The organism is Rhizobium lentis (assembly GCF_014200175.1).
In the GTDB taxonomy this organism is placed as follows: Bacteria; Pseudomonadota; Alphaproteobacteria; order Rhizobiales; family Rhizobiaceae; genus Rhizobium; species Rhizobium mulingense.
Map to the genome: position 1 here is coordinate 983,528 of NZ_JACHBD010000001.1, position 25,192 is coordinate 1,008,719.

Below are 25,192 nucleotides of genomic sequence, written 5' to 3' on the forward strand. Positions count from 1 at the left end.
ATGGAGATGTCGACCACGTCGGAAATTTTGGTAGCGGTCGTGATCCCCGCCTACAATGCCAGAGACTATATCGCAGAGACGCTTCAGTCCGTCATCGATCAGACCCATAGGGCGCTGGAGATCATTGTCGTCGACGACGGCTCGACCGACGAGACCGCCTCCATCTGCCGCCACTTCGCCGTCGCCGATCCGAGGATCCAGTTTCTGTCGACGGAAAACCGCGGCGTCGCCGCGGCGCGAAATACCGGGATCGCAGCATCGAAGGCCGGCTATCTCGCTTTCCTGGATGCGGACGACCTCTGGCATCCGACATATGTCGAAAGAATGCTGTCGGCGCTCCATCCCCTGCCCGACGACTGGGGTGCGGTCTATGCACTTCATCGTTTGGTCGATTCCCAGGGATATTGCACGCGGTCCGGCTCGTCGCTTAGCGCCCGGGAATCCATTCTCATCCGCCATCTCGTCTTCCGCTTCGTCGGCAATGGCAGCGGTTTCATGGTGCGCCGTGCCGTCATAGACAAGATCGGCGGCTACGATCCGAGCTATGCCAAGCAGGGAATCGGAGGATGCGAAGACTTCGATTTCGAACTCCGCACCGCCGAGCATTTCAAGATCGAGGCGGTGCCATTCGGCCTGGTGGGCTATCGGGTTCATGCCGCGGCCATGTCTGCCGACAGATCCCGAATGGCGCGATCGCTTCTGGCCGTCTATGAGCGATGCGTCGCCCGCAATCCGCAGCTTCCTGATTTCGTCGTCAGTTGCGCCCGCGCCTCGGCCCACCTCTATGCATTCTCGAAATTTGCGGCTTTGAAAGATTGGCGCAGCGCCGCAGCCTCGCTCAAGCACGTCTATCGTCATAGTCCATTGCTTGCTGCCAGCGTCATCATCAAGCTGATCTTTTCAAAAGCCGCCAGAGCCGCAAACAGGGCGTTGTCGAAAGTCCGGCCGCTCTGGCGGCAGAAGCAGCAGAAGTTCAAAAAATTCGAAGAAATAGACCCTGTTATCCCACTGGTTGGCGGATGGTCTCGTTTCCGAACGAAAGCCTTGTTCCGGCGCTTGTCGAAGATCGACCGTTGCGACGGAGATTGCACTGCGACCTCGAAGAGATAGAGCATTTCCGGTCCTTAAGGACGGTACCTCCGCTCCGTTGTCAACTATTTCTTAATTATTCAGTACAAATCGAGCACGACGTAAAATATTTGTAGTCGCGACCATGACAAAACTGTGGGAAACTATAATCTTCCGATAATAGGCTGTGACAATATCAAGTTTAAGCGCAATTATAGCTACGCACTGTGCAAGAAATCCTACCAGAGGACCCGTCACCACCCCGGCGGGTCCTCAACTTTGCGGGGGACAAGTTGCCGCGGGGCACCGTTTTGATCGCTGCATCGGATAGAGAAATGCTGCTTCGACAGCGATATTCCCTAAACCAGTATATCCGAAAGCAATGACCGGTCTCACGCTCAACGGCAAATGCTTCCGCTTTGCAACGAAATTACCGGACAGCAAATTCGCCCCCAGAGAGATAATGTCTTTATTATAAAGTGATAGACGAGGTCATCTTTATTATTGAAATAAGCACATCTTGCGGATATTAACCATAAACAGTTCAATCATCACAAAAAACACTTTTAAATACAACCACTATCTGAAATAGATATTTTTACCTTTTGATAAAAGTTTGGTTTTATCTCATTTATTATTCGAAGTTGGCGCAGATGCCGCTTAACGGCGCCGCCTTGCATTCTTGTCGGAAAAACATAAGAGATCCTCACATTCTTTCCTTCCTTTTCTTTCGTCGCAACGGCGCAGCAAGGCAACACTTAAGAAGGAGCGGCCAGGACCAAATCCGATAATCCCGGCATGAGCCGGCATCGACAATGCGCAACACAACCCAACTTCGGAGAATGACGATCGTGAAGGCGAAGAGAGGTTTAACATCTTGACAAATCATAGGATTATGGCAGGTCATCGCGCTGCGGATAGACCGGTATTTGCAAGCCTTCGACCGGTCACTTCAAATCCGTCAGGCAGTCCGAGACCAAAGAGCCGCAGGCTCAGAGACACCCACTCTCGTCGAGCGACTCCCGGCATGAACAGTCAATCCGCCAGCGCGAAAGACTTCACTCAATGCAACACACCGAAATGGCTTTTGACTGACCAAATCTGTGTCGAAATGGCCGCACCTCGTCCCTGAATTAACCTTTGATAAAGCATTTGCTTGCTCAACTTATAATTTGTGTCATGGTCACTGTAAGTAGTGAGGAGCCGACCTGATGAGTGATTTAGCATCGCAGATTCCGGAATTTGGTTATGATGAACGCGTGATGATCTGCCGGAAACAGATTGAGAAGGCAGTTTATCAGTTCATTGCAAACACGAAGGTCGAGGGGTGCGATCCGGCGGAAGTCGCAATGGCCATCGCGGACATTGCCGATGATTACATTTTACTGCTGGCCCAGAAGCGCAATTTGACCCACTGAATGAGTGATCGGCCCAGCCGATCATTAGACGACCACCGAGACCAAACTCGCGCCGTCTCCCCGCCCGGAGACAACGTCAGCGAAACCGCTTATCGTTCGTTTTAAGTGTTTATTGTGCCCGGGTTCGAATACAGCCCGAATGAGCGGCAGCCCAAGACCCATTCCGGATTTTTCCCAAGCTATAATCAAATCGATTCCGAATAGGTCGATTGCGCAGATCCTATCCCGGCAGCACTCATCCATTGCCGCAGAAACACCAGTGGCCGGCCTCAACCCTCGAAGCCATGCAGAGCGCCTCAGGGTGTGGGCGGAGAGTAGGGGCGGTGTTTTTCGCCAAGTGTGTGGTCGCCCCCATCAATCGGCCGGGTCCAGCGCGCAAAGCAGACCATCGACGGGAATCGCGGCCAGTCTTTCGCGTTTGATATCGACCCTCCAGGCTTTGACGACGCTCTCCGATCGATAGGAGCCATCCGGCTGTTCCACCATCCTGCCGAGCGCAAAGACCATGTCCTGAGGAAACAGGCTCGACGAGCAATAGCTCGGTTGCAGAAGTTCGTGACGAGGGCTGGGCTTGACAATCGCCACCTCATCGATCGTGCTCCAGGCGGGAAGGTTCCCATTTCTGCCGGTCTGGCGCTGCAGCACCAGCGAGAGCTTTGTGCCGCATTTGAGCTCGGCCGCCGAATAGGCGGGGCCTCCGGCCATTCCGGTCAACGCCGTTCCACTGACTTCCACACAGCCCTTCGCAGCAGGAGGCGTCGATTTTCCCCGCGCCTCGCTGGCATGGCCGGCGGCCGGGATCAGAGCGAGAAGAGCGGCGATCGCAGGAAAAGACCGTGACATGTTTTCCCGCCTCGCGCAAAGCAGCTGAATTTCACGCAGGCCCCCTCTACCCGGAAGAGAAGACCGTAGCCTTGCTCGGAGATGAGTCAATCCCCTACGGAGCGCGGAAGTCGCGTTGGTTGGTCGTCGACCTCGTCCTTCGAGGCGCCTACGGAACACCTCGGCATGAGGCAGGAGAGAGGCCGCAGTTGTTCCTGGGAGGCCAGACTAATGTCTCTTTACGCTCACCTGCGGAACCGGGGAGCTCAATTCAGCCAGATCCCTGGTCAGTTCCTCCCCGACTTCCTGCTTCACCGCCTCAAGGGCAAGATCGAGGCAATTCGACGCGAATTGCAGTTTGGCATCCTGAGCGACCTGCCGCGCATAGGCGATCATCCGCGCCAAAGCGAGCAGTTCGTCCAGACCCTCTTCCGCCCTGAGGTCTGCATTTATGTTAGCGGCCGATGTCACGCCCATGCCCATTTCTCCAACGAATTGAAGGAACAATACGCGGGCTGGCGTGGCCAAGCCCGTGAAAAAAGCGTGACACAACTCCCGGTGACGATTGCTGCATTCAATTCACAATGCGAGCCGTGTAGGAAATGCAGTCTCGTGCAATTTCCAGGACAAATTGGCATTCACGCGGATATCCGCGGCTGCCTGCACTGCTTTCAATAACTCCAGAGCATCGATGCGCTTTTGATCGACGGAATGCGCGACAAGCGCTGTCAATAATCTCGGACGATCCGGCGCGGCTATGCTGGCGCACTGCTCGACGATCGCCCGCCACGTCCGCCTCTTGAAGAAGACTGCGCTCGCAGCATTTTCAAGCTCCCGGCGCACTCCTCCTGGGAGCAATTCATTGCTTTCCATGGCATCGAGCGTGGCGCTGACATTGACGAGCGGGATCGTCAACGGCTTGCTGCCCAGCGCGCTCGGCGCGTGCACGAGCGCAACGGCGGCATCATCGACCAGCCGGCCCGAGCGGTAGTCTTCGAAAATGCGGCCAATCCCGATCATGCCGAACGGATGGCATTCTGCAGCCCGCAGCGCGCCCATGCTTGCCGCCCCCAGCACCGTCACACCAAGCGAGAGAGCGCGGAGAATTTCCTTATGCCAGACCGGCGCGGCATATTCGAAGCCGCCGTCGACCAGTCCGATGACATTGGCACCCTGTTCCGCCGCAGCCAGAACATCTCCCTGTGTCGCAGGCGGCAGGACGCGTATCGCCTCGCCGGCAAGTGCGGCTGCGTCGGGAAGACTGGGACCTGCGAAAATGATCTTCAAAAGCCGATCGCTCTCGCCAGCGCCCTTGTTCCCAACCGCCGAGCACGCTCCCCTTCCGGACTTTCGAGCGCGGGAATAACGACCTTGACGACGCTGAAGGGAAGCGTGCCCTCGCTGAGGCGTATGGCAATGACCGAACCGATCCCTTTTGTTCGCAAAGCCTCCAGCACATGCTGCAACATCTGCGTGAGATTCCGTGGCCGATGTTGCGGCGTTGGGCCCGGCGATCCGGGAACTGCGTCGAAGGCTCGCCGCATCAGCGGCGGCAAGGATCTAGAGAAGGTGGCCGGGGAAATATCGTCCCGGGCTCCGCTGATATAGGTAAGCCGCGACTGCACGGCTTCCGTTATCGCCCGAATGGCCGCGCGCACGGGAGAGGGATGGGCGCCGGTGCCGCCGGTCACCTCGACAAGGCGGATGTCCCTGCCACCGTGGCGATCCCGCGGGTCCGGAACGCAGTCCCCGGGGCCTAGCATGGCGGTGAAACAGGGAATGGTGATGTCGCTGGTGATATCGAAGAGCCTGAGCGCCAATCCCGACGCGTCGATCTTATCGATCAACCCGTCCAAGGCGCCGTCCAGGAAACCGCGGGGATCGACGCAGCCGGCATAACGATCCGCTTCCGTGCTGACCTGCCACAGCACATGCGCGTCCCGCTCGATCCGCTCGAGCAAACCGTGAAAAATCGCCTCCTCCAGGTTGTTTCCCGAGGCCAGGCCGTCCGATGACATCCAGTATCGGGCATCTCGCGTACGGTCGAGCACCACCGCCTCAAAGGGGATATAAATCGTCCCGCCGGTAAGAATATCGATGCCGGCCACCCAATCCGTCTCCTCGTCCGGCCCGAGGTCGGGTTTATGGATGGCGATCAGGCAGTCCAGCGTGTCGATCTTGTGCCCCATTGCCCGCAGGCCCGAAGCGCTGCTGCGGAGCCGATCGACGAAAGGTTCGCCGGCAACGGCCCGTTCCAGGGCTTCCATGACGGTGGACACTTTGGCATCGACATCGGTCAGGCCCTTCCCCTGAGCGATCACGATGGATCGCGAATTCGGGGTATAGGCGCACCAGACGGGAATCCCGATATCGTCGAGCCCGGTATGTCGCGCCACCCTGGTCACCCCGAATCTGGTCAACAAGGGCTCGACCCGGGAAAGAGTTTCCCGCGGCGATATGATCCTGTCGGAATATGTCGACTGGTCCGTCAGATGTCGGCTCAGCCGTCGACGTGGCCGGAAAGAGCGACCTGCGCCGACGAAACGGCGACAGCCAGATCGACGCCCTTCACGAATATTCCGCCGGCTTTGCGCAGACTGCTCGCAGTTGCCAATTCCCCCGTCGGATTGAGCGGCTTGACCGTGCCCGCGTCGAGATCGGCCAGCCAAAGACCCGCCTCGTCCGGTATTCCTATGATGACAGCTTTCGCCATGTAACGCCCCTCAGCTATTGTTAAAACCCGGCCTTCAACAGGCCCTCCCGATATAGCTCTTTTTGCCAATGCTCCTTGAAGGGAACGATGGCGAGCCACTTCTCGACGTCGAACACCGGGTTGATGCTTTCGGCGCGTTGCCGATGGAAGAGTGCCCGTTTTCGATCGCCGATCATTGCGCAACTGGCCGCGGCGATACGATGGGCCGGCGCTTTGTCTTTCATCGCCTCGACGTAGGCGATGGCCTCCTCATACTGTTCCAGGAAGAAACTGGCTCCCGCCGCACACCACAGATAGGCGTCAGGCGCGATCGGATTGAGCGACATCGCTGTTCTGATCTTGGCGAGCGCGTCACCGGGCCTGGATGCATGCACGAGCGTGTCGGCATGGCTGTAGATGACATCGGCATAATGCGGGCTGAGCTGTTCCGCCAGGTGAAGGGCTGCGACGCTGGCATCGACATCGCCGAGATAAAGCCTGGTGACGCCAAGCTCACGATGGCCTGCCGCCGATTCCGGATCCCGCTCGATTGCACGAAGCGCATGCTGTTCCGCCAAATGCAGCAGCTCGTCATTTCCCTGCGCTCTCACGAGCCACTCGCTGGTGAAGGTTCTTGCCAGCCCGGTAAACGAGGCGGAGAAATCCGACTTGTACGACAGCGACTGCTTGAACGCCTTCCTTGCCCGGCGGATATGCGGCAATGTCAGCTTGCTCATCAGGCTCGAACCGACGAGGTAGGCGTGGTAGGCCCCGGGATCGGCCTCGAAACGTAACCGCTCCTCCTCGTTTTCGGCCAGCTCGCGGGCCACCGACTCGGTCAACTGCTGGGCAATCACCCGCCTGTGGCGCGGCAATGTAGCGCGCGTCATCGCAAAGCGGTTGGCCCAGATGATCTCGTCCGTGGGAAAATAGATCAGCTGCGCGAACAACCCCTCTTCGGAGAGTCGGGTGTCCAGAAGATAGGTGATCGAGTGCCTGGCGACCACGGCCGCCTTCTCGGAGTCGCGGCGGATCTGGCCGGCTGTATGCGGCGCGACGATGGAAACGTTTCGAAGTGCGCACAATTCTATGGTGACGTCTTCGATCAGAGCGTTGGCAAGGGCAAGTCCGGCATCGGCGTGCTTGGCTGTCGGGGGAAGCAACGCCAGGCGCGGCAGGATCAGCGGCGCCGCCGATATGCGTTCGATGTCGGTCGACTGGCTGCCAGGCTCCGAACGCTTCACCTCCACCCTTGGATGGCCGTCGCCATTTGCCAATCTCTCGGAAAACGGCGAGCCGCGGGATATCTGGTGCAGCAGCGCCCTCACCTGCTCGTCATTCGGATCCCGCTCGAGGATTTGCAGGGCGGCGCTCGAAATGATGCGCGCTGCGTCGGGCTTCTGCACCTCGGGCAGCGCCTCCAGCAATGCCTGACGCAATTGCAACGCCTGGGCGTCCCGCTGCGCCCTGATCCACGCATCTATCGGCTTTGTCGCCGGCTTGATATTTCCTATGAAACCGCGCTGGGTCAATTCGGTGATCGCCTGCAGCCGATCCAGCGGCGCACCGCCGGCCCGAAAGACATCCAGATCGCTGGAAAGCGCCTGCGTGTTGAGGCGAACCGTCGTGGCGGTGAAATCGAAGGCTATTTCGGCGCGTCCGCCGTCCATCTCGCGGATGCGAGACAGCATTTTGCGTAGATTGAGCCGCGCCAGTTCCGGCTCGACGTCGCTCCATAGAAACTGTGCCAGCTCATAGCGGCTGAGCTCGTGGCTCGCCCCGACATAGATATGGGCCATCATCAACAGACCTTTGATCGGATAGCGAACCAACTCGCCATTCGTCTCGGTCAACCGCAGATCGCCAAATGTCTGCAGATGAAGCACGATCTATCCTCAATTGTGCACGACCGGATCCTGCAACTCGCTGTCGATGTCGGGCAAGCCCTCAACCGCCAGGCTTTTGGCCAGCGCCACCAGTTTTTGCCTGATATTTGGATCCTCAATGGCGATAAACGCCTTGTTGAGCGCCAGTCCTTCCTTCGACGACAGGAATTTGTTCAACTCGCTCGTCTGCGCTTCGATCGGCCCGGAACCGCCGTTCTCGAAGAAAAAGCCGACGGGCACGCGAAGAATCTCGGAAATGCGCTGGAGACGGCTGGCGCCGATGCGATTCGTCCCCTTTTCGTATTTCTGAATCTGTTGAAAGGTAATGCCCAGAAGTTGAGCCAAACCATGCTGGGTCATCCCGAGCGTCTTTCGCCGAACTCTCACGCGGTTGCCAACATAGACGTCGATGGAATTCGGCGATTTGGCCTTCATGTGAATAAGTCTCCCGCTTTATCAGCACGCCCGCTGTATAATGGAGAATTCGAGCAAGAATGCAACTAAAAGTAAATATTTTGTAAGGATTTTTTTCAGCGCCGCGCACAGTAGAAGCACCTGTGGATTACTGCAGGCGCGTGTCATGACATATATATGAGGAGTAGCTTATCGAGAAAGTCGGAGCGGGGCGGATTGTCGAAATCGGCCCCGCGGCCCTGTCGGCTAGAGAGGCTTTTCAGCCACGGCGATCATCGACTTGGCAAAAGCAGGTATCCTTCCGACATATTCAAAACGAATACTGCGGAAACCGGCATCATGCAGCAGCGTGCTGAGAGTGTTTCTCGACCAGAATTTGATATGTCCATGATCCTTCAGCGGCATGAAGTGATCATCCATTTTCCCAAGCGCCGCCAGGGCGACGTTCTTCAGATAGCCGTGATAGGGAGTCGATACCACGGCGATGCCGCCAGGCTTAACCAGATCATACATCGTCGAGGTGAAGGCCTTGGGATCATAGACATGCTCGACGACCTCCAGGCTGATCACCGCGTCGAAGGTGCCGTATTCCCCGGAAAGCTCGTCATAAGCCGAACCAACATTCAGCGGCAGCCCGGGGTATTTGACATTGGCTTTGGCGATGCCGTCGCTTGAAGGATCGACGCCGACGACGCAATATCCCTCTTTCGCAAGAGCTGCGGCCGCCCCGCCCGTGCCGCATCCCAGATCGAAGACATCGGCCTTCGCCGAGCCGGCAAAATGGCCTTCCAGCACCCCAAGCACAGCCGGCAGGATGTAGGAATGCGCGGTGGTCGGTTTGGCGTGGATATAGGTGGTCGCGTCCAGTTCGACGGACATATCCTTCTCCTTCTGCAAATTCGCGGCAGACCCTATAGAAGAATACGTCGAAAATTGGGTAATACCCGCCAAAACAAAATGTAGATCAATAATATAACCTGTAGTTTTGCAATAAAAAGTTTAACCTTTGCGCGAAGATAAAACAAAGATGGCAGCATCAACAGATGGCAGCACGCACTGAGATTGGACCGGATCCCGGCTCTCTAAAATGTCATGAACATTAGCAAGAAAACCGGAAGGGGCCGAGAAGTATAGGAGACTGCGGTGCCCCGTTTTGCCTGTCACGGCCGCGGATCATCCGCGATCTTCGCCGCGCCATAGCGGCGGGTGCATTGGAAAGGATCAAGATCGGGGAACCCAATCCGCTTCCGGCAGATGTGAAGCGGGCGCTTCTTGCCGACGACACGCCCGACGCGGCAGAATGCCGAACAGCAAGCCAAAGATATTTAACGGATGGATGTATACTGCTGAATCTAGACAGCCCAAATGAAACCCTTCTCGCGTACTCGGAGAAGATAAGCTTGCCCGAGAATCCGTCGCCCGCATATGCGAAACAGCCAGTGGGAAAACCACGGATTCCCGTGGTCTTCTGGTTGCTGCTGACGATTTCCCTGTCGCTCATCATCGGAACCGTGCTTCTTTCCAACGACATGAAGCACTTGAGGACGATCGATCGCTATTTCGGCCTCGATCTCTTTTCATATGAGGTCAAGCCGCCGACACCGAAGGCGCTTCCCCGCCCGGCACCACCGGCCGCCGTCAGGTTTCCCCTACTTGCCACCGAACCGCCTATGGCGCAGACCGCATCAACCTTTCTCCGGACGTGGCGCATCTCAGGAGCGGAAATGTGCGCGGCCCTGCGCCACGCCGGCATCCAAACCAGCGAATGGGCGGCAGCGAGCTTCAACGCCGATACCTTCGAATGCTTTTTCGAACACAACGGCAAACGTGAAAAGGATCAGCTTCCCAGTTCCATCTTCGTCATCGTTCGCGGTGACGCCGCCGGCACGATCAACAACATGCGCGTGAAGATCGTCAATCCAGAGACTGACCAATATGGCCAGCTCGACCCGAACATCCTGCGGATTTTCGAGGTCATGCTGAGCCAACCGCAATGGCTGGATTTTCATGAGGCCCTGAGCGCAATCAAGAATCTGAGGGACATCAAGGAAGACGGCTTCGGCGCCAGCATCACCTTCAGCCGCGAGGTGCTCAATCCGGACCGTTACAATTTTACGCTCTCGCTGGATGCGGCGTCCGGACCTCAAAAGAGAACGAGAGATTATTTTTCCGACAGAACCTGGCTTCCATCACCGGAGCCGACGGCTGAAACTGACCCCGCGCAACCGGCGCCGGCATCAGGGCAATAAGACGGGAAGAAGTAGCTGCGGACGCTGGTCGAGGGCGCACGCGTGACCGGTCTATCGGGCCATGGGACCTGCATCGTCGTGCTGCCGCTAGACATTCAAATCCTGCGCGCGCCCTGGCCAAGGTCGTCGTTCAACAGGCGAATGGCATCCGCCGCGCGGGCGCAGCCGTCGTGACATTCCCCCAGCTGCAAGGAGGGTAGGAACACGCCGAAGACGCTGAAAACACGGCTGCGAGCTGCAGGTCATCGAGACGAGAGAGCGCGTTTCGAAGGGGCGCCATAAAAAAACGGCATTTTGAAATGCCATATGAAAAAAAGCTCATCACGCGTAGCTGAACCAATCTTCCATCACGAGCGCCCTCCGGGAAGATCTATCTCTTGGCACAGACTGAAGAGTCTAGCGGATACAGTATTCGCTCCTGGGAAAGTATATTTGAGGTTGCACTACTCCACCAAAGTAAACGCAGATCGGAACGGAACCGTCGAAAACCGACCCTGCTGCAGCAAGTTCCGTCGCGAAGATGAGAAAAGCCCACAGCGAGGAATAGCATGAACAGAAGACGTTTCCTCGCTTCGCTTCCGCTCGCGCTGTCTTATGTCCAGGCGGGCGCGGTCCTGCCCAGGGTGCCGGCGGAACCAGGGCTGCGCGCCCTTGCCGACAGCAAATCGTTGCGGTTCGGATCGGCAATCGACTTACTAAATATCGGCGATCCGGGCGCCTGCGAACTCTATGTCGAGAACGTCAATTCAATAACGCCACGCAACGAATTGAAGTGGAAAGCGACGGAAAAGAGCCCAGGCATCTTCTCCTTCGCGGGCGCCGACAGGATGGTTGCATTCGCGCGAAAAAACAACATGAGGGTTTATGGGCATACGCTGATCTGGTATCGCGTCCCGGACTGGGTGTCGGAGATCGCCGACGCGCGCGGCCTCCGGACGGTCATGAACCGTCATATAAAACAGGTTGTCGCTCGCTATAAGGGATCGATCGATGCCTGGGATGTGGTGAACGAGCCGTTGGAATATGATGCGCCCGACCTGCGGAACTGTGTTTTCCGACGCCTTCTCGGCGACGATTATATTCGCATGAGCTTCGATATGGCGCATGAGACCGATCCGGGTGCAACGCTGGTTCTCAACGAAACGCATCTTGAGAAAAAATCCGCCATCTTCGAACAGAAACGCGTGCACATTCTCAAAATCGTCGAGGATCTCGTCACCAGGAAGGCGCCGATCAACGCGGTGGGGCTGCAGGCGCATTTCCGCCCGGGCCTCGACCGGATAGATCCGGAGGGAATGGGGCGATTTTGCGCGGCTCTGAAGGATATGGGTATCGGTGTCTATATCACCGAACTCGATGCGTCCTGCCGCTTCCTGAAGCACGACCAAGGCTTCACGCAGGCCGCCTACGCCGATATTTTCCGCGACGTGATCACCGTGGCGGCCGAACGCGGCGACTTGCAAGGCGTCACCGTATGGGGCATGTCGGAAAAATACGGCGAGCCCGATGAAACGGGGACCGATGCCGATGGAGCCTGCACAAAACGCATTAATCTCTATGATGAAAACAACGCGCCGCGCAGTTCAGCTGATGGCATCAGGCAGGCAATAGAGGCGATGTGATGCGCAAGACAACGGAGACATCGGCAGATTCATGAAAAAGGCAGTTATTTATGTGGAAAAATTTCTGCCTGCCAGCCAGGCATTTGTTCTCAATCAGGCGGTAGCGTTTCGTTCGTTCGAGGCTGAAATTCTTGCCGGCACGCGAATTTCCTCGGCCCACACCAGAAAATCCACTGTTCCGGTTCACGACATCCGCCGGTCGCCGATCGCGCGGGCCGGCGAACTTCTGCTGAAAATTCCACAGATCGGCCTGCCTTTCCTCTTTCCCGCGATTGGCCAGGCCGACCTCGTTCACGCGCATTTCGGCAAGAACGGCTATGTCATCGGTCCCTTAGCGCGGGCCGCCGGCAAACCGCTCGTGACGACGTTTCACGGCTTCGACGCCACCTATCGCGGCGATCCGAAAAAACCGGGCGGCTTCAACCAGGTGCGCTTCTTCGCCAAGGGCCGCAGCGAAATGGCCGGCTGGAACAGCTGGAACATCGCCGTTTCCGATTTCATCCGCGACCGGCTGCTGGCGCTCGGTTTCCGCGCCGACCGCGTTTTTCGCCACCACATCGGCATCGATCTCGATCTCTTCAAAATGGAGCCTCGTCCCCGAAAAAAGGGACTGGTGGTTTCCATCGCCCGTTTCGTCGACTATAAGGGCCACCGCTTCATGATCGACGCGCTGTCGCGCGTGGCGGCGACCGGCACGCCGGTCGAATTCGTCATGGTGGGTCAGGGACCGCTGAAAGGGGAAATCGAGGCGCTGGCGCGTCGTTCCTTGCCAAGCGTCACGATCCATGAAAATCTGTCGCAGACTGAGATAAGGGACCTGCTGGCCAGTGCAGAGCTTTATCTCCACGGCAGCGTGACCCTCGACAATGGTCACGCAGAAGCGTTCGGCCTCGCCAATCTCGAGGCTGAGGCCGTCGGCACTCCAGTCGTCGCATTCCGCTCGGGAGGCGTGGGCGAAGCGATCGAGGAGGGGAAAACTGGCTATCTCGTGGAGGAGCGGGATGTCGCGGGAATGGCGGAAGCGGTCGGACGGCTGCTCAATGACCAGGCCCTGTGGACAGCCTTCAGCGCGCGGGCACCGCTTCTGGTGGCCGAGCGCTTCGACATACGTCGCCAAACGGGGATGCTCGAGGACTATTACAGTTCCGTGCTAGACGAATTTTCGAGCCGGGGTCGGACTTGATGGTGCAGACAGGAAAGAAGCCGAAGTGGGGACTGAACGTATTTCGGCCGCTGCGGAACGGAATCGTCAGGGCCAAGTGGCTCTACTATACGAAATTCTGGGGAATGGACATCGATCCGACGGCAAGCTTTTCCTTAAGCGTGCGGTTCGATAAGACCAACCCGAAAGGCCTGCACATCGGCGCGGAGACCTATGTCGCCTTCGAAGCCGCGATCCTGACCCACGACCTCACGCGCGGCCTCTATCTGCACACGAGGATCGGCAAACGCTGCTTCATCGGCGCCCGCAGCATCATTCTGCCCGGCGTCGAAATCGGCGACGAATGCGTCATCGGCTCGGGCTCGGTGGTGACCAAGAGCGTGCCGCCGCGCTCGCTTGTCGCCGGCAATCCGGCAAAAATAATCCGCAGCGACATCAAAATCATTTCGCGTTATGGCCGCATGGATCCTGACAGCGGATGCCGGCCCGATGCGAAATTTCAGGAAAGCTGAGCGGCCTTCGGACGCGTCGGAGAGAACAATATGAGAACAATATGAGCACGATAAAGGTCACCATCCTTTTTTCGACTTACAATGGCGCAAAGACGCTGCCCCGGATGTTGGAGGCTCTGACCAAGACGACGCTTCCGCGCGATCAGTGGAAGATCGTGGCCGTCGACAACAACAGCAAGGACGCCACAGCCCGGGTCCTTAAATCCTTCCAGGCCAAGCTTCCACTGGAAGTCTATTTCGAGTCCAAGCAAGGTAAGGAAAACGCGCTTGCGACCGGCTTCAAACATCTGGAAGGTCAACTCGTCATTCTAACGGATGACGACGTTATTCCGGAGCCTGATTGGGTCGAGCAATTTGTAAAGCTTGCTGAGGAGCAGCCTGACTATAGCATGTTCGGCGGGCTAATTCTGCCGGAATGGGAACAGCAGCCCGAGGATTGGGTTTTGAAATATGCTCACATGAGCATTCTCTACGCCGTCAACAGCGAACTTGAGGTCGGTCCGATTCCGGCCTATCTCATCTTTGGCCCGAATTCGGCGTTCCGTCGCTCAATCATCGGCGAGGACTATGTCGTTCACGCCAATCTCGGCCCCAATGCCGTTGTTAAACAATACGCCATGGGACAGGACACCGCGTTTGCCCTGCGCCTGGAGAAGAACGGCGGGCGCGCCTATCACTCTACCAAGCCCAAGGTTAGGCATATAATCAAGAAGGAATACGTGTCGGAGAGCTGGATTCTCGGGCGAGCAGAGCGCTACGGGAAGGGCATGGTTATCCTTCGATCCGAGCTTTTTGATAGAAAATTCAAAGTTAAAGGTATCCCCGTCGGAGCATTTTTGACATGGACGGCAATGAAACCTGCCATTCAAATCATGCGGTACATGCCAAGAAGCAGGTTAGCCTTTAAATTGAAATGGAATCAAAGTCTTAGAAAGGGAATCATTGAACAGTTCAGTGAATCCAACAATAGATCCACCGCGGGAGTTAAATAATTTGGCTGCTGTCGATGTGGAAAATGAGAGCAAGCATATTGGGAAAGATATGCCAAAATTTGATGTCGTGTATTTTTCTCGAAACTTTCCCGAATTAAGTCAAACCTTCGTTTATAATGAAATGCGGGGGTTACGTGACATCGGAGTCGCAATTCATGTTGTAGCTCAGAAACAGGAAACCAGCAGCCCATCTGATCTACCCAAGAAATATGGCTTTACCGACATCCGCTATGCCATGGAGGGGACAGGTAGATCCAATAGGGCTAAAAGGGTCTCTTCATTACTGAGAAACCTGTTCAAGCTGCCGCTGAAGGCATCTTTTCGCCTCCTATTATCCATCGCTGAGCGGCGAGGCACAGGCAATGGTACACCGCTCTCGACTAGAGTTATACTTGCAACGATGCTCCAGCCAAAGCAAAATAGGGCTGTCATTCATTGCCATTTCGGTACCGCCGGTCTTGTCGTAGCGCAGTTGAAGAAGGCAGGGCTGGTGGATGCTCCGCTAACGACCGTCTTCCATGGTTACGACCTCACACAATTTATGAAAGACAAGCGTGCGGACATATACGACGACCTGCTCGAACAGGCAGATCTTCTTTTGCCCATTAGTGATCTCTGGCACCGCCGTTTGATCGAACTTGGTGCATCACCTCAGAAGATCCGGACGCAGCGCCTTGGCATCGATTGTAGCGCCTTCCGCTTTAGGGAACGGGTAAAGCGACACGATGCCCCCCTGCGCTTCATTTCCGTTGGCCGCATGACCGAAAAGAAAGGTCATCGCTACGTCATCGAGGCGTTCGCCAGGTTGATTGCGAACAAGCCGGATCTCGACGTTCGGTTGGACATGATTGGCGACGGTCCATTGTTCGAAAATATTCGCGAACTTGCGGACGGTTTTATGCTGGGTCACCGCCTGGTGCTGCACGGCAGCGTACAGCATGACGAAGTACGAACGCTTCTGAACGACGCTCATATATTTGTTCTGCCAAGCGTAGTTGCTGCCGATGGCGATATGGAGGGAATACCGGTTGCTATCATGGAAGCCATGGCGCTGGGTCTTGCGGTTATCAGCACGCACCATAGCGGTATCCCGGAACTCGTGGCAGACGGAAGATCCGGCTTGCTGGTGCCTGAACGCGACGTCGAGGCACTATGCGCAGCCATGGAGGCGCTCGCGGAGCAACCAGAAAAAATTGCATCGATGGGACGCGAGGGGCGCGCCATTATCGAGGAACACTATGACGAGCGAAAACAAGCACAAAAGCTCTTCGATGCACTAAGCAGCATAAGCTGACGCTGTGCCCCACACTTGCTTCGTAATTAAGGTACGTTCAACTGATGTATGAACTTCAACGAATTGACGTGTCGGTCGTTATTGCGGCGTATAACTGCGCGCCGTTTGTAGATCGAGCAATCAATTCCGCCCTGTCGCAAGAGGACGTCAGTCTTGAAGTAATCGTGGTTGATGATTGCTCCACCGATAACAGCGCCGACGTTATCCGCGCCCTGGCGAAGCAAGACAAGCGGGTCCGGCTTGTTCAGCTTGAAAAAAACGGCGGTCCGTCGGCCGCCCGCAACGCGGGCATTGCGGCATCGCGTGGAACGTGGATTTCTGTGCTGGATGCAGACGATGCGTTCTTGCCGAACAGACTATCGCGCCTGCTCGTTCTGGGTGAATTGCAGAACGCTGATATTGTTGCGGATAACTTCGTCTATTTTGATGCTGTTGCAGGTTCAACTGGAAATCCAGCTCTTCGATCGTTACCGCGCGAACAAATCATAGATCTCCATGCCTTCCTGAAACAAGCTCGTCCGTACGCTCCCGAAGCCGATTTTGGACTCCTGAAGCCTTTCTATCGGCGTTCGTTTCTCGATCGGCATGCGATCAGCTATCGCACCGACTGCAGGCATGGAGAAGACTTCCTGATATATACAGACATCCTTCGTTATGGAGGACGTTTCGTTCTCTTGCGGGAACCCGGATACTTATACACGACGAGATCCTCCGGCTTGAGCAGAACTGTAATTGACTACAAGGGCCAAATCCAAGCCATGGACAGGCTTTCACGCGAGCCGGATCTCATCGCAGACCCTAAGACCCAGCATCTTCTAATCGAGCGACGCCGGGCGCTCATCCGTCTTTCGGTTGAACGCCGGTGCGCCAATAACTTGTTGGAGCGGCGCTACGCGAGCCTGGTTTGGTCCGCCTTGGTTGACCGCTCAAACGCTGATATCCCACTTGCGATGCTAAAGAGAATTATCCGGAAAAAACGCAGGCGCAGCGCGGAACCATGAGCAACTAGAGAGAATCCCGGCGGGCACAGCTTCACTACAGTTGAGCATGTCCCGGCGAAAAAAGACGAGCAGGAGCCGATAGTGACAAATCCTAAAACGATCGACGTTCTCATTCCGGTCTATAATGGCGAGGCAACGATAGAGAGCGCGGTTGCATCAATTCAACGGCAAACGCTTACCGATATCCGAATTGTCATCGTCAACGACGGATCGACTGATGGAACTCGCCATTTGCTTGATGGAATTGCTCGCCTCGATCCACGGATTACTGTCATCAACAAGGAAAATGGCGGGATCGTCGACGCGTTGAACGTTGGCCTTGCTGCATGTGATGCGGAATTCATTGCGAGACACGATGCAGATGACATCGCATTCGAAGATCGTCTTGAAAAGCAATGCTCTTATCTTCGACAGCACGACGATTGCGTTGCGGTCGGCGCCAACGTTTGGCACATCAACATGCAGGGCGATCGCCTTGGAACGAAAACTCGTTTTGGCGAAATCATCGCCGACATGGACTCTATTCCGTCAACCGAACCTTATTTGATGCATCCAATGTTGATGGTTCGCCGCGAGCCTGTCGTTCGCGTCGGAGGTTATCGGTATGTCGTTCATGCGGAGGACACGGATCTCTATTGGAGACTACGTGAAGTCGGACGGCTTCATAATCTCACCGAAATTCTTGGCGAATACCGTTTTCACGAGAGCAGCATCTCAAGCTCGTCGATCGTAAACGGCCGCATCCAGGCAGTTTCCTCACAATTGGCGGCGCTTTCTGCGAAGCGCCGTTCGCGAGGGCAACAGGACATCGATTTTTCCGAAAATCTCAGCGCATCATATAAGGCGGCGAAAACGCTGGCGTCAATTCTCGAGCTCACCTCCGCATCGCTATCCACAGAGGAACGAGCTTATCTCGAAATATCAACTGCGGCAAAACTGCTTCATCTGAATTCCTATCGCCCATATTCGCTGGAACGGAGCGATTTGTCTTTCATTGGTACCGCATTTAAGCAGCACGCCAAACATTTCAGGCCGCCGGTGCTTCACACGATCGAAGAACACCTGCGCACGCAAGTGTTGCATCTTTGGGCCAATCGAGATTTCCCCGCACTCGTTGCGCTATCTCCACCAGCCTACCTCGTCGCCGATCTCGTTCGGAGGCGAATGCGAAAGGCAAAACGTTGGCTTTTCAATGTTGCTTCGACGAATTCCAAACAAAATTAACGAATAGGGCAAATGTGCATGATTTATACGGACCTTATTCAAAGAGATCGAACCAGGCTCCTGGCGGAATTACAAGAGAGAATTCCTTACGGGACTCGATATGCGTTCATGGAGTTTCCAAACTATGGAAACGTCGGCGATACGGCGATCTGGCTCGGAGCGCTTGAATTGCTGAAGGAGGCGACCGGCCAGTTTCCTTCCTACTTGGCAACCAACCGTGAGTATCACCGAAAAGCCCTGGAAGACGCCCTTCCAGAAGGACCGATCGTCCTTCAAGGAGGCGGCAATTTTGGCGATATCCACGGATGGGCGCAGCAATTTCGCGAACGCGTAATCGCGGAAAATACCGGGCGCCGCATTATTCAGATGCCACAATCAATCAAGTATTTAGATCTTTCGGCAGCGGGAAGAACAGCAAAAATTCTTTCGCGTCATCCCGATTTTCATATGCTCGTTCGAGATAACAACAGTCTGGAATTTGCCAAGCAACATCTCGGTGTATCCGCCAAGCTCGCCCCCGATTGCGCTTTCGGTTTAGGCCCTTTAACGCGCCGGACACGAATACAACATGACGTCGTATCCCTCTTGCGCCATGATGAGGAAATGGTGCAACACGATCTGTCCGAACATCGGCGTCTGAACGGTCCCGATCCCGTTGACTGGATAACTGATCCAGAAGGTTTCGAAGCGCGATCGTTTCGCTACGGCAAGGTAAAGTCCCTTTTTGAAGGCAAATTCAACTGGCCGGCCCGGAAGCTTGCGATTTATCGGCATCAGGCATCCAGCCGCCTCGAACGGGGCTTGCGCATTTTGTCGACGGGAAAATACGTTCTAACTGATCGCCTCCACGCGCATATTTTGACCACGCTTCTCGGGATCCCGCACGTGTGCCTCGATAATAACTACGGCAAAATACATTCGTACATCGATGCCTTCACCCACGATTTTGATGGGGTGTTCAAAGCGTCAACGATGAAAGAAGCTGTGGACATCGTGCAGTCTCTGAGCAGCGATACTCCGTACGAGGTCGTAGAGGGGTCTAAATCTTGAACAGTATCGCGTCACGCCTCGCCAAAGGGAGCATGTGGATCTCCGCTGCAAGAGGTCTCGTCAACCTACTTGGCTTCATCTCCACAATTGTCTTGGCCCGTTTGCTCGCCCCGTCGGATTTTGGTGTTGTCGCGATCGGCAATACGCTCTTGGCGATTGTTGGCTCCTTCACCGCGCTTCCGTTGTCGCAGGCATTGATTCAACACAAGGCACCCACTGCGGATCACTTTCATACCGCTTGGACATTGGGAGCACTGAAGGGCATCCTTCTAGGCGTCGTCTTTGCAATTTTCGCACAACCTGCTGCATCCTTTTACAACGAACCCCATCTCGTGAACGTGATGTATGCGCTCGCCTTCAGTATGTGCTTAAGCGGCCTCGGCAATCCGCGCCGTATCATGCTTCAAAAAAGCTTGGTATTTTGGCAGGATTTCATGCTCAGCGTGTCACAGAAGCTGTTTGCGGTCGCCACGGCAATCGTAGTGGCTTATTTTTTCAGAAGCTACTGGGCGCTTGTGCTCAGCATAATCGCCGGGCAGATCGCCAGCATCGCGATTTCCTACACCGCGCTGCCATTCCTTCCGAAAATCCGCTTCGTCCACTATCGGGATCTGCTGTCGTTCTCCATGTGGTTGACATTCAGCCAAGTGGTAAACACACTCAACTGGCGCTTCGATCAGCTTTTGATTGGTAAATTGCTGGGTCGTACCGAGGTCGGCTACTATACGGTTGGTGATACACTGGCAGTCATGCCCACTCGCGAAGCGACTCAGCCTCTGACGCAAACACTTTTTCCAGCCTTTTCACAACTCAATGGCAATAAGGAGCGACTGCGTCAGGGTTATAGGCGAGCACAAGCCGTCGTAACCGCTGTCGCACTTCCGCTCGGCGTGGGAATGGCTTTGGTTGCCTATCCGATGGTCGAATTCTTCATGGGCGCGAAGTGGTTAGCGGCGGTCCCAGTCATCCAGGCCCTCGCATCGATCTACGCTCTCCAGACTCTCGGCTCATTGGCTCAACCGCTCGGGCTCTCCCTCGGAGGCACGCGCATGCTGTTCATCCGCGATACTCAGCTTTTTGCCATTCGGCTGCCGCTTATTGCCGCCGGCCTTTATTTCGGGGGCCTTCATGGTGTGCTGATTGCCCGAATGTTCACCGGCACGATCGCGATCGGCTTCAACTTTTTCATCGTTCGAAGCTTGATAGGTATTCCGGTCCTGGCGCAGATCCTTTCCAACGCCCGGTCGCTGACATCGTGTGTCTTGATGGGCCTTGCTGTTTACTCCGCCCAAGATGTCGGAATGTTTCTCCAGGCGGAATTTGGGCTGCTGCCTCGACTGTTGGGATTGGTGGCAATCGGCGGTGGTGTCTACCTAACGTCAATGTTCATGATGTGGTGGTTTGCCGGACGGCCGATCGGTCCGGAGACGGAATTACTTCGTGTCGTTACAGGAACATGGGCAAGATTCGAGCGCTATCGACTGGCCCGCTAAGAAAGGTTTTCAATTTCCTGAAAAGTCTGAGGACCTATGAGCAATCCGATCATCAGCGTTATTTTCTCGTCTTACAATGGCGCCAGCAGGCGTCTGCAAAACACTCTCGATTCTTTTCTGGCTCAGGATTTCCCTCCCGAGAAATGGGAACTCATTGCAGTTAACAACAACAGCAAAGACGCCACTTCGGAGCTACTGCATCGCTATGATCAAAGACTGCCGATTACCGTTCTCGACCACCCTTCCCCTGGCAAATCTGGTGCCCTAAATGCCGCACTGGACGTCGCGAAAGGAACGCTTCTGGTTATGACCGACGATGACGTGGAAGCGAACCCGGATTGGTTGAGCAAGATTGCCGCATGCGCAGAGGCTAACCCGGAGTTTGGTATTTTTGGTGGCCAGATTCTTCCTAATTGGGAGCATTCGCCAACGGGAAATCGCCTTCTCGAATGGGTTCCCATGGGATCGACTTTTGCCATCGTCGATACACGCACCAGCGGACCCTGCGATCCGACGAACGTGTGGGGACCAAACACCACCGTGCGACTAAGCGCCCTCGGTGCGGACGTTCGGTACAGGGAAGATATTGGACCCCTGCCGGGGGGGATGTTCGCCATGGGCGAAGATCAGGAAATCATCATGCGACTTTGCGGGCGCGGCGTGAAAGCCTATCATTGCGCTGAAGCAATTGTTCACCACTGGATTCCTGCATCCAGCGTGAACGAACTTTGGGTTCAGAAGCGAGGCGAACGGCTGGGATACGGTATTCCCGCACTCTTCCCAAAAGACGTTCCAACTGGCCCCAGGATCGCAGGGGTGCCCGTTAAGACCTGGATCGAAAGCGCGCAATGGGCATTTCGGGCAGCCATCCTCTATCTCCTGCCGCAATCGAAGAAGCGTTTCTGGGCTATCTGGAAGTATTACTACATGCGTGGGTATCGTGCCGGAATTCGCAGATACGCGTCCGCGACGCTAGCGCGATGATCGATTGGCCCAGGAGGCGGTAATTTGAAACTCTCGGTGCTCATCAATAATTTCAACTACGGGTGCTTTTTGCGCCCATGCATCGACAGCGTTCTGTCGCAGACCTATCCCGACTTTGAAGTGATCGTGGTCGACGACGGCTCCACGGATGATTCCAGGGAGATCCTCGGATCCTATGGGGAACAGATCCTGCCTGTGTTGAAGGAAAACGGCGGCCAGGCCTCGAGCTTCAATGCGGGCTTTGCGGCCGCAAGCGGCGATATCCTCTTTCTCCTCGATGCCGACGATGCGTTTCTGCCCGGCAAACTCGCGCGGATTGCTGAGATCTATGACCGCAACGAGATCGACTGGTGCTTCGACCGCGTGACGACTGCCGAAGGTGACCAGCCTCCTCCTGCGGAGCTGCTGGTGACGCTGTTCGACAAGCGGGAGACGTTGCGCAAAGGCGGTTTCCCTTCGCTTCCGGTGCCGACATCCGGCTTGAGTTTCCGCCGCGCCCTGCTGTCCCAGATATTGCCGATGTCCGTGGCGACGGATGTCGTTCTCAGCGACAATTATATCAAGTTCGCAGCGGCCTATCTCGGCCGCGGCGCCATCGTCGAGACGCCGCTGACATTCCAACGCATTCATGCGTCGAACCGTTACACAGGCACGAGCCGGGCAAAGACGCTTCGCCCGCGGATCATGATCGCCACCGGGCTGGAACTGGCGCGCCGTTATGACGGGCTGCAGGCGCTCGGCAAGAGCTTGGTGGCCGGCGGTATTGCGCAAACGACATCGCTGCTCAAGCTCAGCAGCGAAGCGCGCAACATCGTCGCCGGCGGTCCCTTCGGCCAGGATGCCGCAACCGAAGTGGCCTTGATGGCCGCCCGCAAGCGTTTGGGACATATGCTGCGCGGAGGACAGTCATGAACCAAGACACCTTCCCGCGTTCATCGGCCGAAGCCGATCGGCCAGGCATGTCGCCGTTGAATATCGCCGTCGGTGTGCTCACCTACCGGCGTCTGGACGGGATCGCCAAGCTGCTTGACGTGATGACGCGCCAGACCCAGCATCCGGCTCGCCCCTATCATCTGACCATGGTAATCGTCGACAATGATGCGGCCGGCAGCGCAAGAGCCACCGTCGAAGGCTTTGGCCAGACGGGCGCCTATAATCTGATTTATGTCGTCGAGCCGAACCAGGGCATACCCTTTGCGCGTAACCGGGCCATGGATTCAGCCCCTGCCGACACCGACCTCTTCTGTTTTCTCGACGATGACGAATGGCCTGTCGACGGTTGGCTCGATGCGATGCTGGAGACTCGCGGGAAAAACCGCGCTGATTGCGTCTACGGCCCCGTCCAGCCCGTTTATCCCGACAACCCACCGGAATACTTCATCAAGGCGAAGGTTTTCGAGCGCAAGAAAAACAAGGACGGTCAACGCATTTCCTATGCGGCTTCGAACAACGTCATGTTCGATTATCCGCTAATCCGCTCATGGAATCTGCGCTTCGAAGAGAAGATGCGCTTCACAGGCGGCACCGATTATCTCTTCTTCAATCAGGCGATTCGCCGCGGCATGCAGGTTTTCTGGGCTGACAAGGCACTCGTCTATGATATCGTTCCTGCCAGCCGCATGACCTGGAAGTGGGTATTGCAGCGGCAATACCGGCTCGGCAACACTTTCGCAGTCAGCGAGGTCCTGCACGGCAATCCCAAGCGCAGGCTTTATCGGGCGGCTTATGGCGCCTCGAGAGTGATACTCGGGCTGGCCATGCTGCCGGCGATCGTGATTTCACCCTATTGGGGCATGCGGGCGCTCACCCACGTGCTGCGCGGCGCCGGCATGGTCAACGGCATCCTCGGACATGCATACCAGGAATATAAGCCCAATGCCGCCCTCTGATACTGTTTGCAGGAGCGCCCTCGGATGAGTGTCGGCCCTACCTATGTTCGAGATGGAGATATCGGCCTGCGGCCGGCCACCCGCGCACGGCCGCGCCACGGCATAAAAAAGGAGACGCTCGTCCGTCTGCTCCTGACGGGCATATTCTACCTCGCCCTGCTCCGGGCCACCGGCATGTGGTATGGTTATCCTGCGAATTTCGACGAAGGCGTGTCTATTGATCCGCTTCCTCAGAAGCTGATGCTTTATTCGCTGATCCCGTTGATCGGCCTTTATTGTCTTCTTGAGCCGAACCGCTTCCTCGCCTTTTTCCGCGGCATTTCACCCCTTGTCTGTGTCGTGATCCTTGCTATCGTGGTGTCATTCGCCGGTTCGCTCGATTTCGGCGCCTCCGTTCGCGGCGCCGCGGCCGTCGGTCTGCTGGCGCTCGGTCCCCTGCTCTTTCGACTGCGCTACGGCAACGAGGAAACCTTACGTCTCCTGGCCAATTTTGCCGTTTTCTCCGCCTTCGCAAATGTCCTCTATACGGCCGCCTTCCCGCGTTTCGGGATCATGGGCGGTTCGCTGGCGGGAGCCGTGAAGGGGCTGTTTTATCACAAGAATACAATGGGACAGTTCTGCGCGATCTGCTTTATCGTGCTTATTTCCCATCGTCTGCCCTCCCCCAGGCTCCGCTACAGCGGCTTGCTGAGAAGCCTCGCCATCCTGCTGACCCTGCTCCTTGTCGTGGTCTCCTTGTCGTCGACCGCCGTCGTCATGGTGGCGATCGGTCTCGCCACGATTTTCGGCCTGAAGATGATGGAGAACGTCAGACACAGTATGGCCCGCGCTTTCATCGTGCTCTTCCTCTGCCTCCTCATCGGCGTCGCCGGCTCGATCGCCTATCTCGGCGTCGCCCAGGCCGTCGCGGAAGCTTTCGGTAAGGACCTGACGCTGTCGGGCCGCTCCGATATCTGGGAACAGGTGATCCCTCTGATCTACGACAGGCCGATCTTCGGCTACGGCTTCGCCACGTTCCGGCAGGCCGACATTGTCGAGGAATATGTCCGTCTCGGCCACACCGTCCGCTCGCTGCACAACACCTACCTCGAGATTTGTCTCAACATCGGCATTCCGGGCTTTCTCTGCTGGATCGCTTTCCTGTTGACGCGGATCTTCAAGAAGATCGCCGCAGTCTACAAGAGCCATCAGCTTCAGACCGTTCAGGCGAAAGAGGTCGCCCTGATCCTGCTTGTCATGATCGGCGCGATGACCGAAGCGGGAATGATGCTCGCGCCGATCGGTCTATGGCCGGTCCTCGTCTCCGTCTTGCCCATGACGACGGAACCCATCGTCCCACCGCGTCGGCGGCGACTTCTCTCGAGAAGATCGGCCTGGCAGCGGAGCTTCGACCATTCACAACCAGTTTCAGGAGAGTAGG

24 protein-coding genes are annotated in these 25,192 nt (G+C 56.4%); 16 read left to right on the forward strand and 8 right to left on the reverse strand.

Annotated features, from left to right (window positions below; translation table 11 throughout):
- Positions 1 to 1,110: a glycosyltransferase family A protein gene (locus tag GGI60_RS04755; protein WP_210314335.1), complete on the forward strand. Its 1,110-nt coding sequence runs from the start codon at positions 1 to 3 to the stop codon at positions 1,108 to 1,110.
- 1,169 nt (positions 1,111 to 2,279) lie between these two features.
- Positions 2,280 to 2,486 carry a hypothetical protein gene (locus GGI60_RS04760; protein WP_085738057.1) on the forward strand — a complete coding sequence of 69 codons (207 nt, stop codon included), beginning with the start codon at positions 2,280 to 2,282 and terminating at the stop codon, positions 2,484 to 2,486.
- Between the two features lie 354 nt (positions 2,487 to 2,840).
- Here the strand turns inward: GGI60_RS04760 and GGI60_RS04765 are convergent, their stop codons facing one another.
- From GGI60_RS04765 to GGI60_RS04800, 8 genes are all read right to left on the reverse strand, one after another.
- On the reverse strand, positions 2,841 to 3,329 hold the full coding sequence (locus tag GGI60_RS04765; RefSeq protein ID WP_210314334.1) for a hypothetical protein: 489 nt from the start codon (positions 3,327 to 3,329) through the stop codon (positions 2,841 to 2,843).
- A gap of 207 nt (positions 3,330 to 3,536) precedes the next feature.
- A complete protein-coding gene (locus GGI60_RS04770) occupies positions 3,537 to 3,785 on the reverse strand; it encodes a hypothetical protein (RefSeq protein ID WP_183912159.1) in 249 nt (82 codons plus the stop codon).
- Between the two features lie 102 nt (positions 3,786 to 3,887).
- Positions 3,888 to 4,595: a TfuA-like protein gene (locus tag GGI60_RS04775; protein ID WP_183912157.1), complete on the reverse strand. Its 708-nt coding sequence runs from the start codon at positions 4,593 to 4,595 to the stop codon at positions 3,888 to 3,890.
- Positions 4,592 to 5,767: a YcaO-like family protein gene (locus GGI60_RS04780; RefSeq protein WP_183913839.1), complete on the reverse strand. Its 1,176-nt coding sequence runs from the start codon at positions 5,765 to 5,767 to the stop codon at positions 4,592 to 4,594. Before GGI60_RS04780 ends, GGI60_RS04775 begins: the two co-directional genes overlap by 4 nt.
- A gap of 41 nt (positions 5,768 to 5,808) precedes the next feature.
- Entirely contained in the window at positions 5,809 to 6,021 is a 213-nt protein-coding gene (locus GGI60_RS04785) for a hypothetical protein (RefSeq protein WP_183912155.1), read from the reverse strand.
- Between the two features lie 20 nt (positions 6,022 to 6,041).
- Entirely contained in the window at positions 6,042 to 7,886 is a 1,845-nt protein-coding gene (locus GGI60_RS04790; RefSeq protein ID WP_183912153.1) for a peptide antibiotic resistance protein, read from the reverse strand.
- Between the two features lie 9 nt (positions 7,887 to 7,895).
- Complete coding sequence (locus GGI60_RS04795) at positions 7,896 to 8,321, reverse strand: helix-turn-helix domain-containing protein (RefSeq protein ID WP_183912151.1); 426 nt, start codon at positions 8,319 to 8,321, stop codon at positions 7,896 to 7,898.
- Between the two features lie 225 nt (positions 8,322 to 8,546).
- A complete protein-coding gene (locus GGI60_RS04800; RefSeq protein ID WP_183912149.1) occupies positions 8,547 to 9,179 on the reverse strand; it encodes a bifunctional 2-polyprenyl-6-hydroxyphenol methylase/3-demethylubiquinol 3-O-methyltransferase UbiG in 633 nt (210 codons plus the stop codon).
- A gap of 521 nt (positions 9,180 to 9,700) precedes the next feature.
- On the opposite strand from GGI60_RS04800, the gene GGI60_RS04805 reads away from it, so the two are divergent.
- The 14 genes from GGI60_RS04805 (at position 9,701) to GGI60_RS04870 (ending at position 25,191) form a co-directional block, all read left to right on the forward strand.
- Positions 9,701 to 10,549, forward strand: coding sequence for a DUF6030 family protein (locus GGI60_RS04805; protein WP_183913837.1), 849 nt, complete (start codon positions 9,701 to 9,703; stop codon positions 10,547 to 10,549).
- Positions 10,550 to 11,097: 548 nt separating this feature from the next.
- Positions 11,098 to 12,171: an endo-1,4-beta-xylanase gene (locus tag GGI60_RS04810; RefSeq protein ID WP_183912147.1), complete on the forward strand. Its 1,074-nt coding sequence runs from the start codon at positions 11,098 to 11,100 to the stop codon at positions 12,169 to 12,171.
- Positions 12,172 to 12,202: 31 nt separating this feature from the next.
- Entirely contained in the window at positions 12,203 to 13,354 is a 1,152-nt protein-coding gene (locus GGI60_RS04815) for a glycosyltransferase (RefSeq protein ID WP_183912145.1), read from the forward strand.
- Entirely contained in the window at positions 13,354 to 13,845 is a 492-nt protein-coding gene (locus GGI60_RS04820; protein WP_183912143.1) for a DapH/DapD/GlmU-related protein, read from the forward strand. Before GGI60_RS04815 ends, GGI60_RS04820 begins: the two co-directional genes overlap by 1 nt.
- 41 nt (positions 13,846 to 13,886) lie before the next feature.
- Positions 13,887 to 14,837: a glycosyltransferase gene (locus tag GGI60_RS04825; protein WP_183912141.1), complete on the forward strand. Its 951-nt coding sequence runs from the start codon at positions 13,887 to 13,889 to the stop codon at positions 14,835 to 14,837.
- Between the two features lies 1 nt (position 14,838).
- Positions 14,839 to 16,131 carry a glycosyltransferase gene (locus GGI60_RS04830; RefSeq protein ID WP_246720297.1) on the forward strand — a complete coding sequence of 431 codons (1,293 nt, stop codon included), beginning with the start codon at positions 14,839 to 14,841 and terminating at the stop codon, positions 16,129 to 16,131.
- A gap of 44 nt (positions 16,132 to 16,175) precedes the next feature.
- Positions 16,176 to 17,132: a glycosyltransferase family 2 protein gene (locus GGI60_RS04835; protein WP_183912139.1), complete on the forward strand. Its 957-nt coding sequence runs from the start codon at positions 16,176 to 16,178 to the stop codon at positions 17,130 to 17,132.
- A gap of 81 nt (positions 17,133 to 17,213) precedes the next feature.
- Positions 17,214 to 18,356: a glycosyltransferase family A protein gene (locus tag GGI60_RS04840; RefSeq protein ID WP_312862789.1), complete on the forward strand. Its 1,143-nt coding sequence runs from the start codon at positions 17,214 to 17,216 to the stop codon at positions 18,354 to 18,356.
- Positions 18,357 to 18,374: 18 nt separating this feature from the next.
- Positions 18,375 to 19,406 carry a polysaccharide pyruvyl transferase family protein gene (locus GGI60_RS04845; RefSeq protein ID WP_183912137.1) on the forward strand — a complete coding sequence of 344 codons (1,032 nt, stop codon included), beginning with the start codon at positions 18,375 to 18,377 and terminating at the stop codon, positions 19,404 to 19,406.
- Positions 19,403 to 20,899, forward strand: a complete 1,497-nt coding sequence (locus tag GGI60_RS04850; RefSeq protein WP_183912135.1) for a lipopolysaccharide biosynthesis protein — start codon at positions 19,403 to 19,405, stop codon at positions 20,897 to 20,899. The genes GGI60_RS04845 and GGI60_RS04850 overlap by 4 nt, the downstream gene beginning before the upstream one ends.
- A gap of 36 nt (positions 20,900 to 20,935) precedes the next feature.
- Positions 20,936 to 21,883 (forward strand): glycosyltransferase family 2 protein, encoded by a 948-nt coding sequence (locus tag GGI60_RS04855; RefSeq protein WP_183912133.1) that lies wholly within the window; start codon positions 20,936 to 20,938, stop codon positions 21,881 to 21,883.
- 24 nt (positions 21,884 to 21,907) lie between these two features.
- Complete coding sequence (locus tag GGI60_RS04860; RefSeq protein ID WP_183912131.1) at positions 21,908 to 22,795, forward strand: glycosyltransferase family 2 protein; 888 nt, start codon at positions 21,908 to 21,910, stop codon at positions 22,793 to 22,795.
- The gene (locus GGI60_RS04865; protein ID WP_183912129.1) at positions 22,792 to 23,772 is read left to right on the forward strand and encodes a glycosyltransferase family A protein; all 981 of its coding nucleotides are present in this window, start codon (positions 22,792 to 22,794) and stop codon (positions 23,770 to 23,772) included. Before GGI60_RS04860 ends, GGI60_RS04865 begins: the two co-directional genes overlap by 4 nt.
- Positions 23,773 to 23,796: 24 nt before the next feature.
- Complete coding sequence (locus GGI60_RS04870) at positions 23,797 to 25,191, forward strand: O-antigen ligase (RefSeq protein WP_183912127.1); 1,395 nt, start codon at positions 23,797 to 23,799, stop codon at positions 25,189 to 25,191.
- Position 25,192: the final 1 nt, after the last annotated feature.

Coding starts and splice junctions, on each gene's coding strand:
- GGI60_RS04755 (WP_210314335.1), top strand. CDS start 1: ATGGAGATGTCGACCACGTCGGAAATTTTGGTAGCGGTCGTGATCCCC.
- GGI60_RS04760 (WP_085738057.1), top strand. CDS start 2,280: ATGAGTGATTTAGCATCGCAGATTCCGGAATTTGGTTATGATGAACGC.
- GGI60_RS04765 (WP_210314334.1), bottom strand. CDS start 3,329: ATGTCACGGTCTTTTCCTGCGATCGCCGCTCTTCTCGCTCTGATCCCG.
- GGI60_RS04770 (WP_183912159.1), bottom strand. CDS start 3,785: ATGGGCGTGACATCGGCCGCTAACATAAATGCAGACCTCAGGGCGGAA.
- GGI60_RS04785 (WP_183912155.1), bottom strand. CDS start 6,021: ATGGCGAAAGCTGTCATCATAGGAATACCGGACGAGGCGGGTCTTTGG.
- GGI60_RS04795 (WP_183912151.1), bottom strand. CDS start 8,321: ATGAAGGCCAAATCGCCGAATTCCATCGACGTCTATGTTGGCAACCGC.
- GGI60_RS04800 (WP_183912149.1), bottom strand. CDS start 9,179: ATGTCCGTCGAACTGGACGCGACCACCTATATCCACGCCAAACCGACC.
- GGI60_RS04810 (WP_183912147.1), top strand. CDS start 11,098: ATGAACAGAAGACGTTTCCTCGCTTCGCTTCCGCTCGCGCTGTCTTAT.
- GGI60_RS04815 (WP_183912145.1), top strand. CDS start 12,203: ATGAAAAAGGCAGTTATTTATGTGGAAAAATTTCTGCCTGCCAGCCAG.
- GGI60_RS04820 (WP_183912143.1), top strand. CDS start 13,354: ATGGTGCAGACAGGAAAGAAGCCGAAGTGGGGACTGAACGTATTTCGG.
- GGI60_RS04825 (WP_183912141.1), top strand. CDS start 13,887: ATGAGCACGATAAAGGTCACCATCCTTTTTTCGACTTACAATGGCGCA.
- GGI60_RS04835 (WP_183912139.1), top strand. CDS start 16,176: ATGTATGAACTTCAACGAATTGACGTGTCGGTCGTTATTGCGGCGTAT.
- GGI60_RS04845 (WP_183912137.1), top strand. CDS start 18,375: ATGATTTATACGGACCTTATTCAAAGAGATCGAACCAGGCTCCTGGCG.
- GGI60_RS04855 (WP_183912133.1), top strand. CDS start 20,936: ATGAGCAATCCGATCATCAGCGTTATTTTCTCGTCTTACAATGGCGCC.
- GGI60_RS04865 (WP_183912129.1), top strand. CDS start 22,792: ATGAACCAAGACACCTTCCCGCGTTCATCGGCCGAAGCCGATCGGCCA.
- GGI60_RS04870 (WP_183912127.1), top strand. CDS start 23,797: ATGAGTGTCGGCCCTACCTATGTTCGAGATGGAGATATCGGCCTGCGG.